The organism is Alcaligenes aquatilis (assembly GCF_003076515.1).
Taxonomy (GTDB): domain Bacteria; phylum Pseudomonadota; class Gammaproteobacteria; order Burkholderiales; family Burkholderiaceae_B; genus Alcaligenes; species Alcaligenes aquatilis.
In genome coordinates this window covers 352,069-369,852 of the sequence record NZ_CP022390.1, presented here as the reverse complement: position 1 = coordinate 369,852, position 17,784 = coordinate 352,069, and the positions used below count along the sequence as shown (strand labels likewise).

The following is a 17,784-nucleotide window of genomic DNA, read 5'->3' as shown; positions in this document are numbered from 1 at the left end:
AAGATCTCCGAATAATCAGGCCCACGTCGAGGCGGGGTCACGCGCCAGACGTTGCAAGGCAAAAACATCAACAATCAGGGCTACGCTGCCATCGCCCAAAATGGTGGCAGCAGAAATACCCGGAATTTTTCGGTAGTTGGCTTCCAGGTTCTTGACCACGACTTGATGCTGACCAATCAGGTGATCGACCAGCAAGGCAAAGCGCATGTCTTCGGCCTGCAAGATAACGGCAATTGCGCGGGTCACATCTTTCTCGGCCTCTTCAACCGAGAAAATATCCCGCAGGGAAATCAGGGGCAGATACTCGCCGCGCACAAACATCACGTGATCGGTATCGGATACACGGCGCAACTGCTCTTCGGTGGGCTGCATGGATTCGGTCACGTGGGCCAACGGCAAGATAAAGACCTCATTGCCTACCTGCACCGACATGCCATCCAAAATGGCCAGGGTCAGGGGCAGGACAATACGGGTGGTGGTGCCCTGACCCGCACGTGAGTACAGTTGCACGTGACCACCCATGCTTTGAATATTGCGTCGCACCACGTCCATACCCACGCCACGCCCGGAAATTTCCGTCACTTTCTCGGCCGTAGAAAAGCCCGGTGCAAAAATCAGTTGCCAGACCTCATCGTCCGGCATGGTATCGGTCACTGGCAAGCCCGAGGACATGGCTTTTTTCAGAATGCGTTCGCGGTTCAGACCAGCGCCATCGTCCACCACCTCGATAATGATGTGGCCACCCTGATGCTGGGCCGACAAGGTCAGCACGCCCTCTTCTTCCTTGCCCACAGCCAGACGATCCTCAGGCATTTCAATGCCGTGGTCGATACTGTTGCGCACCAGGTGGGTTAGCGGGTCAATAATGCGTTCGATCAGGCTCTTGTCCAGCTCGGTGGCCTGCCCTTTGGTAACCAAACGAATTTTCTTGTTCATGCGCGCGGCGCTTTCACGCACCACACGCGGGAAGCGGCTGAACACATAGTCCATGGGCATCATGCGGATGGACATCACGGACTCTTGCAAATCACGTGCATTGCGTTCCAGTTGCTCAATACCGTTGAGCAAACGATCATGGACGACTGGATCCAGCGTCGAGGCCGTTTGCACCAACATGGCTTGGGTAATGACCAGCTCGCCCACCAGGTTGATGATTTGATCCACTTTCTCCACACCGACACGGATAGTGCCGGACTCTTTGGGAGCGGCAGCCTTGGCCGGTTTTTCTGCTGCTTTGGCCGTGGCAGCAGGCACAACCGCCTGGGTTTTCTCAGGTTCGGCAGCCGCAGCAACTGGCGGAACTGGCGCAGCAGTCGCTTGTGCTGTCACGGGAGGCTCGGCAGCCTCGGTACTCACAGCAGCCACGGTCGCCTCTGAAGCCTGAGCAGGTGCAGCGGCTTGTCCCGGCACAGCGGCCGGTTTTACCGACACCTGATCGGCATTCAAAATAAAGCAGCACACAGCCAGAATATCGTCAGCCGAACCCGTGGTTTCCACCCAGATATCCAGGCGGTCACCCTCGCGTGTCTGATGGACGATGGTGCCCATCAACTCCATTTCCTGTTGCAAAGCCTGGGCATCTTTATCCGACACCGGTCCCATGGACACCCGCAGCGGCAGGCCGGTTGTATCGGCAGCCGGTTCGGGTTCCGGTTCAGGCTCGGCCTGCAAAATCGCTTCGGTGCCTTTCGTATCGGTTGCCAAAATGCCCTTTTGTTCCAGGGCCAATTGCCTCAGTTGCGCGCAGATGCGGGTGTAGGCTTCCTCGTCAGGCTCCTGTTCCTCGCGGTAGGCATTGACTTGTCCGGTTAGCACGTCCTTGGTTTCCAGAAAGAGGTCAATCATGTCCTTGCGCAATTGCATTTCGCCATTACGGACCAGATCGAGCAGATTTTCGAGTAAGTGGGTGGTTTCAGCCAGCTGACCGAAGCAACCAAACGTGCCAGCACCACCCTTGATTGAGTGCGCGGCCCGGAAGATGGCATTGAGCTGATCGCGATCAGGCTCGTCCAGATCCAGCTCCAGCAGCAAGCGCTCCATGTCCGCCAGCAACTCATCGGCTTCATCGAAAAAGGTTTCGTAAAACTGACTCAGATCTACGCCGGAGCTCATGAACACTTCCTTCCTGGTTATGGCTTAGAACAACAAAACAAAAAGCACAGCCCAATCGCGTAGGCCATCGGGCCTATTAACAGGCCTTAAGGCACCATTGGCAAGGCAGAAGGCATTTCAGGCAGACCGGGAATATGAATACTGATGGGTCCCTCGGTCTCCTGCATGGCTTCGCGCAAATCAAACTCTTCCGAACCGCTTGCGGCCTGCTCATCCATGCGTCGTTCCGCCCGGCTATTGAGCACGAGCAGGCTGATACGTCGATTTACGGCTGCAGCCGGGTTATCTTTAACCAGACTTACACTATCGGCCAAACCCACCACCTGCTTGACTTTGGCCTCGGCCAGGCCGCCGGCCACCAGTTCCTGTCGAGCGGCATTGGCACGGTCGGCGGACAACTCCCAGTTACTGTACAAACGCTCGCCGCTGGCGTACTGCAGCGAATCGGTGTGACCGGAAATCAGAATCCGGTTAGGCATCTCGTTCAAGGGGGAACTTAGCGAGCGCAAAATGGCCCGCATGTAAAGTTGCACCTGGGCACTGCCCGTAGAGAACATGGGGCGGCTTTGACGGTCAATAATCTGAATACGCAAACCGTCCTGGGTCATGTCCAGCAACAACTGCGGACGGAACTCTTTCAGGACGGGATCAATACGAATCAACTCCTCCAGCGCTGATTTCAAATCCTCCAGACGCTCGACGTCCTGACGGTCGTCGGCGGCCTGGTTGTTGCTGACACCAGGATGAGGATTGGGAACCAGACTGGGCTGACCACCCGGGATGACACTGCGTGAATAGTCTGACTGATGGCCACCAGAGACGGCATCCATCAAGGGCATGCGAAAGTAATCGGCGATTTCCTTCAAGTCCTGCTTGGGAACCAGAGAAAGAATCCACATCACCAGAAAAAAAGCCATCATTGCCGTCATGAAATCGGCATAGGCAATTTTCCAGCTACCACCATGGTGCTCGGCATGGGCCATCTTCTTGCGACGGATGACCACGCGATCCTTATGATTGCTCATGAGCGCATCCGCTTACGCTTTGCGACCAGCACCCGAGCGGGCCTGACGCACATGCTCCTCCAGTTCCTGGAACGAGGGGCGATCGGAGGAAAACAGCACTTTACGGCCAAACTCCACCGCCAGTTGGGGAGGGTAGCCATTCAGGTTGGCCAGCAAGGTCACCTTGATGCATTCCAGAACCTTGACCGAGTCCGACGTACGGCGCTCGATCGTTGCGGCCAGTGGCGCGACAAAACCGTAGGCCATCAAAATACCCAGAAAGGTCCCCACCATGGCCTTGGAAATCAGATCAGCCAGCACGGCGGGCGGCTGGTCAACCGAAGCCAGGGCTTTCACCACCCCCAGCACCGCCGCCACAATCCCGAAAGCGGGCAAGGCATCAGCCACTTCACGCAAGGCGCGCGCTGGCACATTCAGCTCATGCTCGTGGGTTTCAATGTCCTGATCCATCAGCGTTTCAATTTCAAACGAGCTCATATTGCCGCTGATCATCAAACGCAAGTAGTCGGACACAAAGTTCATCAGAACCGGATCCTTCACCACATTGGGGTAATCGGAAAAGATAGGACTTTGCTGAGGATTTTCGATATCGGCCTCGATAGACATCATGCCATCGCGCCGTGCCTTGTTCAGCAGCACCGACAGCATGCCCATCAGTTGCATGTATAACTGCTTGTTGTAGGGGCTACTGCGAAAGGCGGTCGGCAAGGCTCTGGCCAGCAGCTTGATGGACTTACCGCTGTTGGACGCAAAGTAGGCCCCAAGGGCCGCGCCACCAATCAGCAATAACTCAAAAGGCTGGTAGAGCGCACCCAGATGCCCACCCAGCCCCACAAAGCTCCCGAAAACGGAAACGAAAACAATGATATATCCAAGGATGATAAGCACGGATACGCCTTCTTCAAATACACGCTGCTAATGATGGCGGCAAGCAACCGGGCTAAAACGACGCGTTAATGGCCTTTTTCCAGCCTAGATCGACGCTTCCAGTTGCCTTGACACGTTCAGATTCTTATCAGATCCACATCAAAAACCAGCATCCATCCGGCTTTGCTGCACACTGACGATACAAAAGCTCTTGTTAAACGGGCACGTCTACCTGGACGTTGACATGCCCCGGGGCTCTGGATTGCGACTGCCTGACAGGCTCCGATTTTCGGCTTTTGCTAGCAGGAGACGTAGAGGCGCTGCGCGCCTTGCTGGCACGCGTCTTGCCTGCCCGTGGGGGCGGACGGCAAATGGCACAAATAAAGCCCGCGTCAGGGTCGTGCGCATGGGCCACAAAGCCCCCTTTGCAGCGTTCGCATTGGGACAGTTGCAGCAAGCCACTATCAAAAAAGCGCAACAGCATCCACGCACGGGTAAAACTGAGCACAGGCTCTTCATCTGGCTCGAGCTCCGAGCGCCCGGCCGAGGATTGCTCCAGGTACAAACGATAGGCCTCAACCAGCGCACGACTTTTGTCGCAAGGCGTATGCACAGCCATGAACTGGTAAATACTGAAGAAAAGACTGGAGTGGATATTGGGCAGCCAGGTCATGAACCAGTCGACAGAAAAAGGGAGCATGCCTTTAGGCGGCGAGCAGCCTTTGACTTCGCGGTATAAACGGGCCAGCCGGTCATAGCTCAATGATGTTTCTGCTTGCAAAACCTGCAAGCGCGCCCCCAGCTCAATCATGTCGGAAGCCAGCCCAATTTCCTGGGCTTCTTTGGCGACGCTTTTTATAGCCATAGTTCTTGATGTAATAAGTTCGCAGCGGGTTTAACCGGCTTGCTCTGCCGTCGCGCGTTGGGACAGAAGAATGGTGGAGTGGGCCTGCTGCAATACCCCTCCGAGCACATCCTGCGTCAAGGTGGTAAGCAGGTCGTAATCGTTGAAACGGAAACCGCAAATCAACGAACTGGAGCTGGCCAGTTTGACCAATTGAGCAGGTGACAGACGCAGCAAAGTCTCTGCCACATCGGAGTCAAAGCCCAAACGGAACATACCTGCCGAAAAATTCTCCCGCAGCAAACGTTGTGCGAGTAACAAGTACGACAAATTGACTTCCTGAATATCATTCAGCAGCGAATTTTCCGATACGGGCATGTCAGCCATCCTTGTAAAACTGTTAATCAGCTAGTTCTGTAACGAAACATATTTAAAACATATAAAGTTACATAAATATGTATCATGCCTTGCAATATATTGCATAGATACATTTTTTACATTATCAACGCTATCGACACAAACTGTCCATGAATACTCTAAAAACATGGAAAACGTCGGATATATGCAATAAACGTATCAAGACACAGCAGAATATTATCAGATGCTCACTTAATGTTGTATATATAAACTAGATGTAACATGACAAAAATCAAAACGCTTGTATCAAAAATGTGTTTTGTTGCATGTATTAATCATTAATTCATGACTATTTCGTCGATCCCGCTTAGGCTCTGCCTGAAAATCGACGAAATATCGGATATTCTTCCGATAAGCGTTTGTGCCGCCAACCCCACATCCGTTTTGTAACAGCCCATGATTCCTGCTGCTTTTACGCAACGTCTGCTTACCCTGTGCCTGACTCTGCTTCTGGCGGCTTGCGCACATACCCCTTCTTCACGCCCTCCAACTACCCATACCTTTGAGCTTGATGAGCAACGGCGTTCCGCCGTGGTCCTATCCGCCTTGAGCCTGCTGGATACCCCGTATCGCTACGGCGGGCACAAACCATCTACCGGCTTTGATTGCAGTGGGCTGGTGCATTATGTATTCAGTCAGGAATCCAGCTCCCCTGTTCCGCGTCGTACCAGCGATCAGGCCGGCGCGGCGCGGCGCGTCAGCCGCTCGCAGCTACGCCCTGGCGATCTGGTGTTTTTTAATACACTGGGCACGCCCAACTCGCATGTCGGTATCTATATAGGCAAGCAACAGTTCATCAATGCGCCCTCCAGTGGTGGGCGCGTACGAATTGATTCTTTGGATAATCCCTATTTCGCCAAACGCTTTGAAACGGCTCGCACATTCTTTGATTGATTCATCGACAAGCCTGCAGTATCGGGATTGAATGGAACATGAGCCTGTATGACAAGACCCTGTTCCATTGAGCACAAATAACAAAAGGGCCCATGATGAGTGGGCCCCTTTTTTATTGCGATGCGGCTAGCACGTCGGCACGGTGGCGTATTGCTCGGCCAACGCCAGAAAAGCATCCAGCTCGGGCGAACGCCCCGTTTCCTCTTGCATAATCGCCGCCACCGCCGGGGCAAGTGATTGCGCCAGGCGCGCATCCAGGAACAAAAGCCGAGAACGACGGGCCAGCATGTCTTCCACGGTACGGGCATATTCAAAGCGGCAGGCAAAGCGCACCATGGCGACGCTCAGGCCTGGAGCCAGCTCTTGATCGGCTCCGGGCAAGGTCTGCACCCAATCAGCCTCACTGCCATAAGCATCCAGGCCAGCGGTACGCCCCAAAGAGCGCCGATCGCCTACATAAGAAGCCCCCACCAAGCGTTGTTCCTGAGTCCGGCAGGCAGGCAAAGGCCCCAGCAAACCGGACTGCTGGCAACGTTCCAGCACATCCTCAGCCATCGCTCGGTACGTTGTCCACTTGCCACCCGTTACCGTCAATAAACCATTGGTGCTCACCGTAATGCTGTGTTCCCGGCTGATCGATTGCGTTTTCCCCGCAGCCGACTCGGCAGCCGGACGCACCAAGGGCCGCAAGCCTACCCAGATACTGCGCACGTCCCGCGCAGTCGGGGCTTTTTGCAGATAATTCGCAGATTCTTTCAGAATGAAATCCACTTCCTGGGCCATAGGACGCGGCTCCAAAGGAACATCATCCCGGGGGGTATCCGTGGTTCCCAGAATCAGCTTGCCCAGCCAAGGCACGGCAAACAGCACTCGGCCATCCTTGGTACGCGGCACCAGCAAAGCGTGTTCACCGGGCAGAAATGTCTGATCGACCACCAAGTGCACCCCCTGGCTGGGCGAGACCATAGGCCGCAATTGACGCCCGGCTTCCCGCGCATCCAGTTCTCGAACCTGATCCACCCACACCCCCGTGGCATTGACCACGCAGTGACTCTGGATCGTATAGGTTTGACCACTTTCTCCGTCCTGGCAGCGCACCCCGGACACCTTACCGTCGCGGTGCATCACTTCTACAACCGGGCAGTAATTGACCAGCAAGGCACCATTCAAGGCTGCCGTACGGGCCAGGGCCAAAGCCAGACGCGCATCGTCAAACTGACCATCCCAATATTTGACACCGCCTTTCAAGCCACTTTGACGGGCGCCCGGCAACAGTTGCCGAATTTTAGAAGCGCTCAGAAACTGGGTATGGCCCAACCCTTCCCGCCCTGCCAAACCGTCGTACGCCATCAAGCCAACCCCATAGAACGGGGTTTCCCAGCATTTGTAGCTGGGCATGACAAAAGGCAGGCGCTGCGCCAGATGCGGCGCATTACTGAGCAAATGCATGCGTTCGCGCAAGGCCTCGCGTACCAGGCTGACGTTGCCCTGAGCCAGATAACGCACCCCACCGTGTACCAGCTTGGTGGCCCGCGAGGATGTGCCCTTGGCAAAATCCTGGGCTTCCAACACCACCACACTCAAGCCGCGCAGGGCCGCGTCCAGGGCCACACCCAGGCCGGTTGCCCCGCCCCCCACCACGACCATATCCGCCTGAGTGGTGCGCGCCAAGGCGCCCATCATCTGGGCTCTATCGGTTAATAAGGGGGAACTTAATGTAGTCATAAGATGAGCTTTGGACCTGAAATTAGCAGACACCCGAAAAATCACTGGCTGGCTCGGGATTTACCCTGATTTTAGCCCCTGAACTCTTACCGTCCAGTGAAACTTGTTTGCTCGCGTATCAAGGTGCCTTCAGCTACCGGACACAGGCTACACAGAGCCAGTACACTGTGGTCTGCTCCGCTTTTACTGCCTCATTCGCATGACATTCATACTTGCTCTTGATCAGGGAACTTCCAGCTCGCGCAGCCTTGTTGTCGCGGCAGACGGCCGCATTCTGGCCAAGGCGCAGCAGGAAACCCAGCAATACTATCCACGCACAGACTGGGTGGAACACGATCCCCAGGAAATTCTGGACACACAGTTTCGGACCGCCCGACAAGCGATTGAGCAGGCCGGTCTGCGCCCCCAGGACATTCACGCCATAGGCATTACCAATCAGCGTGAAACCACCGTGCTGTGGGACCGGAAAACGGGACAGGCCCTGCACAAGGCCATCGTCTGGCAAGACAGGCGCGCCGAGGACTTCTGCGCCCAGTTGCGCGAGCAGGGGTACGAAGCCACCATTACCAACAAAACCGGCCTGCCCATCGATGCCTATTTTTCAGCCTCCAAGCTGCGCTGGCTGCTGGACTCCATTCCCGGCGCCCGTGAGCGGGCACAGCGCGGTGAACTGGCTTTCGGCACAATTGATAGCTGGCTGATCTGGCATTTAAGCGGCGGCAAGATCCACGCCACTGATGTCACCAATGCCTCGCGCACCCTGCTCTACAACATTCATAGCCAGCAATGGGACGAGGAGCTGCTGACCCTGTTCAACATCCCGGCCAGCGTATTGCCCCAGGTACAAAGCTCTGCCTCTGAGTTTGGCTGTTGCAGCCCCGAGATTCTGGGCAGCCCCATCCCTATTTGCGGTGTGGCGGGCGACCAACAAAGCGCCCTGTTCGGGCAGGCCTGTACCAAGCCCGGCATGGCCAAAAATACGTACGGCACGGGCTGCTTCCTGTTAATGCACTGTGGCTCGCACGTTCCCCAATCCCATAACGGGCTGATCGCGACCAGTGCAGCCCATCACGGCGACACTCCTGCCTACGCACTGGAAGGCAGTGTTTTCATTGGCGGAGCAGTCGTCCAATGGCTACGCGACGGGCTGGGCGCTCTGGAACACAGCGCCCAAGTTGAAGAGCTGGCCCGCAGCGTGCCCGATGCCCAGGGCGTACGGCTGGTTCCCGCCTTCACTGGCCTGGGCGCCCCCTATTGGGATGCCCAAGCCCGAGGCACCATTACCGGTCTGACACGTGCCTCTACCATGGCCCACATTGCCCGCGCGGCCCTGGACAGCATTGCCTACCAAAGCGCCGCCGTGCTGCAAGCCATGAATCGAGATGTACAAGCCAACGGCGGCCCGACCTTGCACGAGCTGCGTGTGGATGGCGGAGCCTGCGCCAATAATCTTCTGATGCAATTTCAGGCAGACTTGTTGGGCCTGCCTGTCGTGCGTCCCGTTACTATTGAGACGACCGCCCTGGGCGCAGCCTATCTGGCGGGCCTGGGCAGCGGTCTGTATTCAGGTCTGCCGGAAATCGCGGCGCTGTGGCAATGCGATCGGGTGTTCGAGCCTGCCATGTCGCGCGACGAAGCTCAAACCCTGATGCTCAGTTGGGAACAAGCCGTGCGTCAGGCGCGTACTTATTGAATTTGCTGTTTTTTTGACGGAAACACCATGCTGCAAAAAATCATTCTAGGCATCGCCATTTTCCTGATCGTCATGTTGGGCTTGACCTTTGGCGAGGCCATCATCCGCTACCTCTCCTCCTACCTGGGGTTTCTGTTTGATGACTTCGTCCACTTGATGCGTGAAGTCCAGCATTACCTGACGGTCCACTGGGGTAAGGCCTTGATTGCCTTGCTCATTACCATCCCGCTGGTCATCTGGATTTCCAAGAACAAAAAAGATGAGATGTCCAAACCCAACAGCCACCGCAAGATTGCGATTGTGTTGGCGATTTTCCTGGGCTGGCTAGGCGTACACCGCTTTTACCTGGGCCAGATCGGCATGGGACTGCTGTTCCTGGTACTGTTTGCCATCTGGGCCCCGCTGGCTTACTTCCTGGCCCTGATCGACGCCTTGCGCTACGCCTTCATGGGCGACGACGAGTTCAAGCTGGTTCGTTAATTTTCATCATTCCCCCCCTTACTCGGTAACGACACCCCAAAAGTTGGAGACAGATCCAACCTTTGGGGATGAGCCGGGACACACAGCAGTCCATTGCGGGCTGCTGTGCGCCAGACGAATCCGGGCGGCATGCAGGCTGCAAGGTGGAGCGCAAGCCAAAGGCGTAGCGTGGGGGTATTTTTCTGGCTGACCGCTTGGTGCGTTCCCCAAACTTGATAGCGGCAAATGAACACACTCCATTCAGAAGGTTTTGTGGCTCTATCAGGGAAAACCACAGCGCGCGCGGCACCCAAGCCTAGCTCCTTGATTTTCAACATTTATATTAGCCACCATACTTTTTAGGTATTCAAGTAAACCTTTTTAGTCTTGGAAATCTCCAAGCTGCTTCGTGTTCAATCAAATCCGGGAGGACACTCCCTATGGCACTCGCATCCACGGCTTCATAAGCGGGCACATCTGCAACTTGCATCGGAGGTCCGCCAGATGACGAGAGTCACGACAAACATAACTAGATTGAGACACAAGACAATGCGATGCACTAAAACTACCTATTTGCTGCGCAGCGTGCTGGGCCTGGCCTTGGCCGCCTGCACGCTAAGCAGCCACGCCGCCACAAAGACACAACGCCCCAATATTTTGCTGATCGTGGCCGATGATCTGGGCTATTCAGACATAGGTGCGTTTGGCGGGGAAATCTCCACCCCCAACCTGGACGCCCTGGTCAAAGACGGCGTAGCCCTGACCGACTTTTACGCCTCCCCCTTCTGTTCCCCAACCCGCGCCATGCTGATGTCCGGCGCGGACAACCACCAGGTCGGCTTTGGTGGCATGGCCGAACTGATGACACCTCAGCAGCGCGCCCTACCGGGCTACGAAGGCTTTCTGAGCGACCGGGCCCTGCCCTTTCCACTGGTCCTGCAAGACAATGGCTACCGCACCTATATGGCGGGCAAATGGCATTTAGGCGTGACCGAAGAGGTCGCCCCACCCAATCGCGGCTTTGACCAGTCCTATGCCTTGATGCACGGCGGCGCCAGCCACTTTGACCAAAGCGGCATCATCACGTTCGACGCCAACAAAGCGCCGGTTGCCCTGTACCGTGAGAACGGCAAGCAAGTGCAGTTGCCCAAGGACTTTTACTCCAGCGAGTTTTTTGCCTCGCGCCTGCTGTCCTACATGAACGCAGACACGCGCCAGGACCAGCCTTTCTTCGCTTACCTGGCCTTTACCGCGCCGCATTGGCCTTTGCATGCGCCCGAAGAATACATACGTAAATATGAAGGCCGCTACGATGCAGGCTATGACGTGCTGCGTGAAGAACGCCTGGAACGCATGAAGAAACTGGGGCTAGTCCCCCAGGACATGCAAGGCTATGTGGGCAATCCAGCCTGGCCACGCTGGAAAGCGCTGAGTCCTGAGCAGCAGCGCGTAGAAAGCAAACGAATGGCCGTCTACGCCGCCATGGTGGAATCCATGGACGCGCAAATTGGCCGCGTCATCGACCACCTGAAACAAACCGGCCAATACGACAACACCGTCGTGATCTTCCTGTCCGACAACGGTGCCGACGGCAATACCGTGCTGGATGAAGGTGAAACCCGCGCCTGGGCGCACAAGCATCGCGACAACAGCTACGAGAACACAGGCCGTCCCGGCTCCTTTGTCGAATACGGCCCAGGCTGGGCACAAGTTGGCTCCACGCCATTCAACCTTTACAAAGCCTTTATGTATGAAGGCGGTATCTCGGTGCCCAGCATCATGCGCGTACCCGGTGCTACACGTCAGGGCGAGTTTGTGCGCGCCCCAGCTCACGTCACCGACATCGCCCCCACAATTCTGGCCTTGGCCCAGATCGAGCAACCCAAGGGCGAATACCGTGGCCGCCAAGTTATCCCCATGCAGGGTAGCTCCATGGTGGATGTGCTGACAGGTCGCAGCGATCAAGTGCATGAAACCTTCCGCCAAGGCTGGGAGCTGAATGGCCGGCGCGCCATGCGCCTGGGTGACTGGAAAATCGTCTACGCCAATGCACCGTGGGGCAAAGACCGCTGGGAGCTGTTCAATCTGGCCGAAGACCGCGCCGAGCTGAACGATCTGTCCGAAACACATCCTGAAAAGCTGAAAGAGCTGATTGCCGAGTACGAGCACTATGCCAAGCGTAACGGTGTGGAGGATTTTGAAGGTCTGGCGTCCCGCCCTGGCTACAGCAACAGCCTGAACTACTACAAGGATCTGGATGAAGTCCTTTAAGCTCCCCCGAGCCAAGGCACTGCTGACGGTATGCGGACTGCTGGCAACAGCTCCGCTGCCCGCAGCGGCACAAGGCTCCGTCCTGCCCCCTCCCCCGATGCCAGCGCACGATTGCCAGGCGTATAGCGGCATACCGGCAGGCTTCGGCCCAGCCAAACAAGGCGTCGCCAATCAGGCCGGTTTGGTCGCCATTGCTGGCGGGCGCTTTCTGATGGGTTCCGACGAGGGCTACCCTGAAGAAAGGCCGGTACACCCCGTGCAAGTCCAGGCCTTTCAGATAGATCAGCACGAAGTCACCAATGCCCAATTCGCGCAATTTGTGGCGGCCACAGGCTATGTCACCCAGGCAGAACGGGTGCCGGAATTCCCATCGAATGCTCAGGTTCCCGAGCAGTATCGTCAGCCCGGATCCGCCGTCTTTACGCCACCGGCAGCGACGCATGACCACGATCACGATCACCACGACGGGCACAATCAGCATGCCCCTACCAGCAATTACAACTGGTGGGTATGGGTACCGGGTGCCAACTGGCGCCACCCCGGTGGCCCCGATACCAATCTGAATGGCCGGGACAATCATCCGGTCGTCCATATTGCTTACGAGGATGCGCTGGCCTACGCCCGCTGGTTAGGACGCGATTTGCCTACGGAGGAGCAATGGGAATTTGCGGCGCGCGGCGGACTGGAAAGTGCACGCTACCCTTGGGGCAATACGCCTGAAGTGCGTGGCCGTTTGATGGCCAACACCTGGCAAGGTAACTTCCCCGCCAAAAACCTGCTGCGTGATGGCTACGAAGGCACTGCCCCTGTGGGCTGTTTTCCGGCCAACAACTATGGCCTGTGGGATTCAGTCGGTAATGTCTGGGAATGGACACGCAGTGCATGGCAGCCCCAACATCGGCCCCTGACACCCAAACCCCTTGTCGCAGCGGCAAAGGATGCCAAGGCAAACCCGGCAACGGGCGTCATCAAGGGCGGCTCGTTTCTGTGTGCGGCCAATTTCTGCGTACGCTATCGTCCAGCCTCACGACAGCCACAGGAAACCACCCTGTCTACCCAGCATGTGGGCTTTCGTACCGTGCTGAATAGGGAACAAAAGTGAAAACTGGAAAAACAGGATTGGTTCTTGCCAAGCCTGGCTCCAAACAATCATCCCCTCGTTGTTGACGAGGGGATGATTCCACACAAGGTCTTGTCACGAGCAGGCTAACAAAAACGCTTCGCTTAAGTCATCACGCCTGTTTCGGACAGGGCCACGTCTTTCTCCTTGCCGGCCCGGTGGTCCAGAGTCTCGCTGACACTTTCCCAAGCGTTCTGCAAACTATCAAACACACGACTGGCGTGAATCTGCTTGAACAGTCCCATGCGTACCAGCTTACGAGTCACTTTCTCGTTGGCTTCGCAAAGAGCCACCATGACATTGCGCTGCTCCAGCTCCGCCAGGGCGGTTTCCAGAGCCTGCATGGCCGTCGCATCCACAAAAGGCACGTAATTCAGACGCAGGACCACGGCCCGAACCGGCTCGGGCACCGTCAGCAAGGAACGATTCACCGCCTCCACGCTGGCAAAAAAGTAGGGCCCTTCCAAGGTGAGCACCGAAATATCCTGGCGCAGCTCCTGGTTAAGGGGCAAATCCAATGCCCGCTGCAAACGACGGCCTTCCAGCGCCCGCACCTGCACCCCATCTGAGGTGCGTTTGAGCACATACAACATGGCCAGAACCACCCCGATGTTGACGGCCACGACCAGATCCGCAAATACCGTCAGCGCAAACGTCACCCATAAAATGAATAAGTCAGCCGGGGGCATGCGACGCTGCAAACGAAGCACCAGCTTGGCCTGACTCATGTTCCAGGCCACCATGAACAGAATGGCAGCCAGCACCGTCAGCGGAATATAGGCGGCCATCGGCGCTAACAGTAACAAAACCAGCACCAGGAAAACCGCATGCACGATACCGGCGATGGGGCTGTCGCCACCATTACGAATATTGGTAGCGGTACGGGCAATCGCCCCGGTCGCCGCGATTCCGCCGAACAAGGGCGAGAGCACGTTGGCAATCCCCTGCCCGACCAGCTCCTGATTGGAGTCGTGGCGGGTCCCAGTCATGGAATCGGCCACGACCGCGGACAGCAAGGACTCGATCGCGCCCAGCATGGCAATGGCAAAGGCAGGCCCGATCAACTCCACCACACGGGTCAAGGTAATGTCTGGCCATTGGAACGACGGCAAGCCACTGGGCAAGGCCCCGAAGCTGGAACCGATCGTGGCCACCGACTCAAAACGGAATATCGCCTGGATAAGCGTGATGAGCACCAAGGCCACCAAAGGGCCGGGTAAACGCACCAGACTGGGAACCTTGGGGACCAGAATCAAAATAGCCAAGGACAAGGCACCTAAAAGCGTGGTTGCCCCATCCAGTGAAGGCAGGTTCTGTAGCAAGAACCAGAGCTTCTCGTGAAAGTGCTGCCCCTCGACAACGGGAAGGCCAAAAAAGTCCCGCCACTGGCCCACCCAGATAATCACCCCAATACCTGCGGTAAAACCCACAATGACCGGATCGGGGATAAAGCGGATGACCGCCCCCAGGCGCAACAGGCCCAGCAGCAGCAAAATCACCCCAGCCATCAGCGTGGCAATTTGCAGCCCAGCCACGCCATGCTGGGCCACCACCCCGGACAAGATGACAATGAAAGCGCCCGTCGGCCCGGCAATCTGGACCCGACTGCCACCAAATAAAGAAACCGCCAAACCGGCAATAATGGCGGTATACAAACCCTGCTCGGGCTTGACTCCAGATGCAATAGCAAAAGCCATGGCCAGCGGCAAGGCCACCACCCCCACCACCAAACCAGCCAGCAGGTTATTTAGCCAATGTTTTCGCCCCAGGAGCCCGGCTCGACCCGCTTCCAGCAGTGCAATCATCGCGCGTCCTTGTCATGCCCAGCCTGCTCGACACAGATGAGAAACAAGCGGGGCCCAAACTCAAATGAAGCCTTAATGATACTACTGTGTGTCAAATCAACTTCACGTTAGTGATGGGCTTATTTGACGCAACATAAGAATGAAGCATAAAAAAACCCCACCTAAAAGAGGTGGGGCTCAATTGCACGAAACACGGAACTCAAGGATGGCGGGCGCGAAGCAGACGCAAGCTGTTCAGCACCACCAGCAAGCTGGCACCCACGTCGGCAAACACCGCCATCCACATGGTGGCCTGTCCGGTCAGGGCCATCACCAAAAATACCGCCTTGATGCCCAAGGCCAGGCTGATGTTCTGCCACAGCACCGCATGCAAGGCGCGCGACTGACGCATCAGCAAGGCAATCTTGCCCAGATCATCGTCCATCAAGGCCACGTCAGCAGTTTCAATTGCAATGTCTGAACCCAGCGCCCCCATGGCGATACCTACATCCGCACGGGCCAGGGCAGGCGCATCATTGATGCCATCGCCCACCATCGCCACCAGGCCCTTGCCCAGCTTTTCCTCGATACGGTCCAGCTTATCCTGTGGCAGCAACCCGCCTCGGAAATCCTTGATTCCGGCTTGCCGAGCTACATGGCGCACAGCTTGTTCGTGGTCGCCCGAGAGCACCTCCACTTGCACGCCCTGCGCCTGCAGATCACGGATCGCTGGGGTGGTGGTGGGACGCAGGGTATCCATCATGGCGAACCAGGCCAGCAGCCCTTGCTCATCACCCAGATACACCATGGTGGCACCGCTCTCTACGGCTTGCTGTTCGCCCTGACTGGACTGGGCCTGGTTCTGGCCCAGCACCCAGCTACGCTTGCCCAGACGCAATTGGCCTGTCGCCCCTTGTGCCTGCACACCATTGCCGGCCAAGGCCTCGAACTGGTCCAGGCTTAGCAGGCCCGATGCCACGCGACCACGTGCAATCGCTTGCGAAGCGGGGTGATCCGAACGCTCGGCCAAGGCAAGCGCCATATCCAGCACTTCGCTATCCGACAGGCTTGGACGCAAACTGCCGTATTCGCTCAAGGAAGGTTCGCCCAAAGTCAGGGTGCCAGTCTTGTCCACCGCCAGGTAGCGCAATTGACGAGCCCGTTCCAGATACACGCCGCCTTTAATCAAGATACCGGCACGTGCGGCACTGGCCAAGGCACTGACCACCGCCACCGGGGTGGAAATCACCAGTGCGCAAGGGCAGGCAATCACCAGCAGAACCAGAGCACGGTACACGGACTCAGACCAGCTCACGTCCCAGATCAGGGGCAAGGCCACGGCCATCAAGGCTGCCGCCACCACCACCAAGGGGGTGTAGATGCGAGAGAACTGGTCCACAAAACGCTGAATCGGGGCCTTGTTGGCTTGGGCTTCCTGTACCGAGCGCGTAATGCGGGCCAGCAAGGTGTCATCATGCGCAGCCTGGACTTGATAGACCAGCTCGCCCATACCATTGATGGTGCCTGCAAAGACTTCATCACCAGGGGCTTTATCTACGGGGGCGCTTTCTCCCGTAATAGGTGCTTGATTTACCGTGCTTTGACCTTGTAGAACTTCACCATCCAGACCAAACCGTTCACCAGGGGCCACTCGCACCTGCCAGCCAGCCTGTACCTGATTGGCCGGTACGCGTTGCCAGTCCTTGCCATCGGCACTGACCAGCACCTCATCGGGCACCAGCTTAAGCAGACTGTCCACCGCGTTACGGGCGCGGTCCAGGGAACGGGCCTCAATCCATTCAGCCAGGCTGAACAAGGACATCACCATGGCGGCTTCGGGCCATTGGGCCAACAGCACCGCGCCGGTAACGGCAATACTCATCAAGGCATTGATATTGAGCTGACCATTACGCAGCGCAATCCAGCCTTTTTTGTAGACCTGAACGCCGCCGGACAAGATCGCCGCCAGAGCCAGAATAATGACCAGCCACTCGGGTGCCGCCAGCCAATGACTGATCTCGGCGGCCAAAGCCAGCACCACAGCCCCGGCAATGCGGATCAGACCTTGTTTAGGCGAGACCTGCTTTACAGGCTTCTCGTCAGCCATGCGGGGCTCAAAACCCAGGCCACGCAGGGCACTGAGCACCTTGTCGCGAGCGCCCTCCACGTGATCCACGGTCAAAACCCGCTGCATCAAATCAAAACCCAGACTCTGGACCTGATCCAGCTTTTTCAGGCCGGAGCGAATCATGTTCTCTTCCGCCGGGCAGTCCATGTCGGCAATATGCACCACCAGACGGGTAGAAGTACTGGCCGCCAACGCGACCGATGGCCCCAAAACAGGCGCCGAGCAGCACGCCCCTTCGTGAGCGTGTGACGCCTGCGCAGCATGGTCGTGACGGTGATCATGCCCATGGTTGTGATCGCTCATCGCATGGCCATGATCATGGCTATGCTCATGGCCGGTCTGGCAGGCCGATGATGTGCGCTGCCCCACCTCGGGCTTGGACGTATTGTTCGCTGATGTCATAGCAGTTCCTCGCTTCTTGCATGAGACCAGTAGAAAGCCTAAA

13 protein-coding genes are annotated in these 17,784 nt (G+C 57.0%); 5 read left to right on the top strand and 8 right to left on the bottom strand.

Annotation, left to right across the window (positions count from 1 at the left end):
- Window positions 1-15: 15 nt before the first annotated feature.
- The 5 genes from cheA to flhD all read right to left on the bottom strand — a co-directional run bounded on the left by cheA (window position 16) and on the right by flhD (window position 5,226).
- Window positions 16-2,112, bottom strand: a complete 2,097-nt coding sequence (gene cheA / locus CA948_RS01665) for a chemotaxis protein CheA (RefSeq protein ID WP_108727134.1) — start codon at window positions 2,110-2,112, stop codon at window positions 16-18.
- 86 nt (window positions 2,113-2,198) lie between these two features.
- The gene (gene motB, locus CA948_RS01660) at window positions 2,199-3,137 is read right to left on the bottom strand and encodes a flagellar motor protein MotB (RefSeq protein WP_108727133.1); all 939 of its coding nucleotides are present in this window, start codon (window positions 3,135-3,137) and stop codon (window positions 2,199-2,201) included.
- Window positions 3,138-3,149: 12 nt separating this feature from the next.
- Window positions 3,150-4,025: a flagellar motor stator protein MotA gene (motA, locus tag CA948_RS01655; protein ID WP_108727132.1), complete on the bottom strand. Its 876-nt coding sequence runs from the start codon at window positions 4,023-4,025 to the stop codon at window positions 3,150-3,152.
- Window positions 4,026-4,218: 193 nt separating this feature from the next.
- Complete coding sequence (flhC, locus tag CA948_RS01650; RefSeq protein ID WP_094196090.1) at window positions 4,219-4,869, bottom strand: flagellar transcriptional regulator FlhC; 651 nt, start codon at window positions 4,867-4,869, stop codon at window positions 4,219-4,221.
- A gap of 30 nt (window positions 4,870-4,899) precedes the next feature.
- Window positions 4,900-5,226, bottom strand: coding sequence for a flagellar transcriptional regulator FlhD (gene flhD, locus CA948_RS01645; protein ID WP_094196089.1), 327 nt, complete (start codon window positions 5,224-5,226; stop codon window positions 4,900-4,902).
- 435 nt (window positions 5,227-5,661) lie between these two features.
- Here flhD and CA948_RS01640 point away from each other — a divergent pair, with 435 nt between their 5' ends.
- On the top strand, window positions 5,662-6,159 hold the full coding sequence (locus tag CA948_RS01640; protein WP_108727131.1) for a C40 family peptidase: 498 nt from the start codon (window positions 5,662-5,664) through the stop codon (window positions 6,157-6,159).
- 126 nt (window positions 6,160-6,285) lie between these two features.
- On the opposite strand, the gene CA948_RS01635 is transcribed toward CA948_RS01640, so the two are convergent.
- The gene (locus CA948_RS01635; protein WP_108727130.1) at window positions 6,286-7,884 is read right to left on the bottom strand and encodes a glycerol-3-phosphate dehydrogenase/oxidase; all 1,599 of its coding nucleotides are present in this window, start codon (window positions 7,882-7,884) and stop codon (window positions 6,286-6,288) included.
- 199 nt (window positions 7,885-8,083) lie between these two features.
- Between CA948_RS01635 and glpK the strand changes: the two genes are divergently transcribed.
- The 4 genes from glpK (at window position 8,084) to CA948_RS01615 (ending at window position 13,409) form a co-directional block, all read left to right on the top strand.
- Complete coding sequence (gene glpK, locus CA948_RS01630; protein ID WP_108727129.1) at window positions 8,084-9,577, top strand: glycerol kinase GlpK; 1,494 nt, start codon at window positions 8,084-8,086, stop codon at window positions 9,575-9,577.
- Between the two features lie 27 nt (window positions 9,578-9,604).
- Window positions 9,605-10,057, top strand: a complete 453-nt coding sequence (locus CA948_RS01625; protein ID WP_108727128.1) for a TM2 domain-containing protein — start codon at window positions 9,605-9,607, stop codon at window positions 10,055-10,057.
- Between the two features lie 528 nt (window positions 10,058-10,585).
- Window positions 10,586-12,307 (top strand): arylsulfatase, encoded by a 1,722-nt coding sequence (locus CA948_RS01620; protein WP_203226734.1) that lies wholly within the window; start codon window positions 10,586-10,588, stop codon window positions 12,305-12,307.
- The gene (locus CA948_RS01615) at window positions 12,294-13,409 is read left to right on the top strand and encodes a formylglycine-generating enzyme family protein (RefSeq protein ID WP_108727127.1); all 1,116 of its coding nucleotides are present in this window, start codon (window positions 12,294-12,296) and stop codon (window positions 13,407-13,409) included. The genes CA948_RS01620 and CA948_RS01615 overlap by 14 nt, the downstream gene beginning before the upstream one ends.
- Before the next feature lie 122 nt (window positions 13,410-13,531).
- Here CA948_RS01615 and CA948_RS01610 read toward each other — a convergent pair whose 3' ends face one another.
- Together CA948_RS01610 and CA948_RS01605 are read right to left on the bottom strand one after the other, a co-directional pair.
- Window positions 13,532-15,232 carry a SulP family inorganic anion transporter gene (locus CA948_RS01610; protein ID WP_108727126.1) on the bottom strand — a complete coding sequence of 567 codons (1,701 nt, stop codon included), beginning with the start codon at window positions 15,230-15,232 and terminating at the stop codon, window positions 13,532-13,534.
- Between the two features lie 199 nt (window positions 15,233-15,431).
- A complete protein-coding gene (locus tag CA948_RS01605) occupies window positions 15,432-17,741 on the bottom strand; it encodes a heavy metal translocating P-type ATPase (RefSeq protein WP_108727125.1) in 2,310 nt (769 codons plus the stop codon).
- Window positions 17,742-17,784 lie beyond the last annotated feature (43 nt).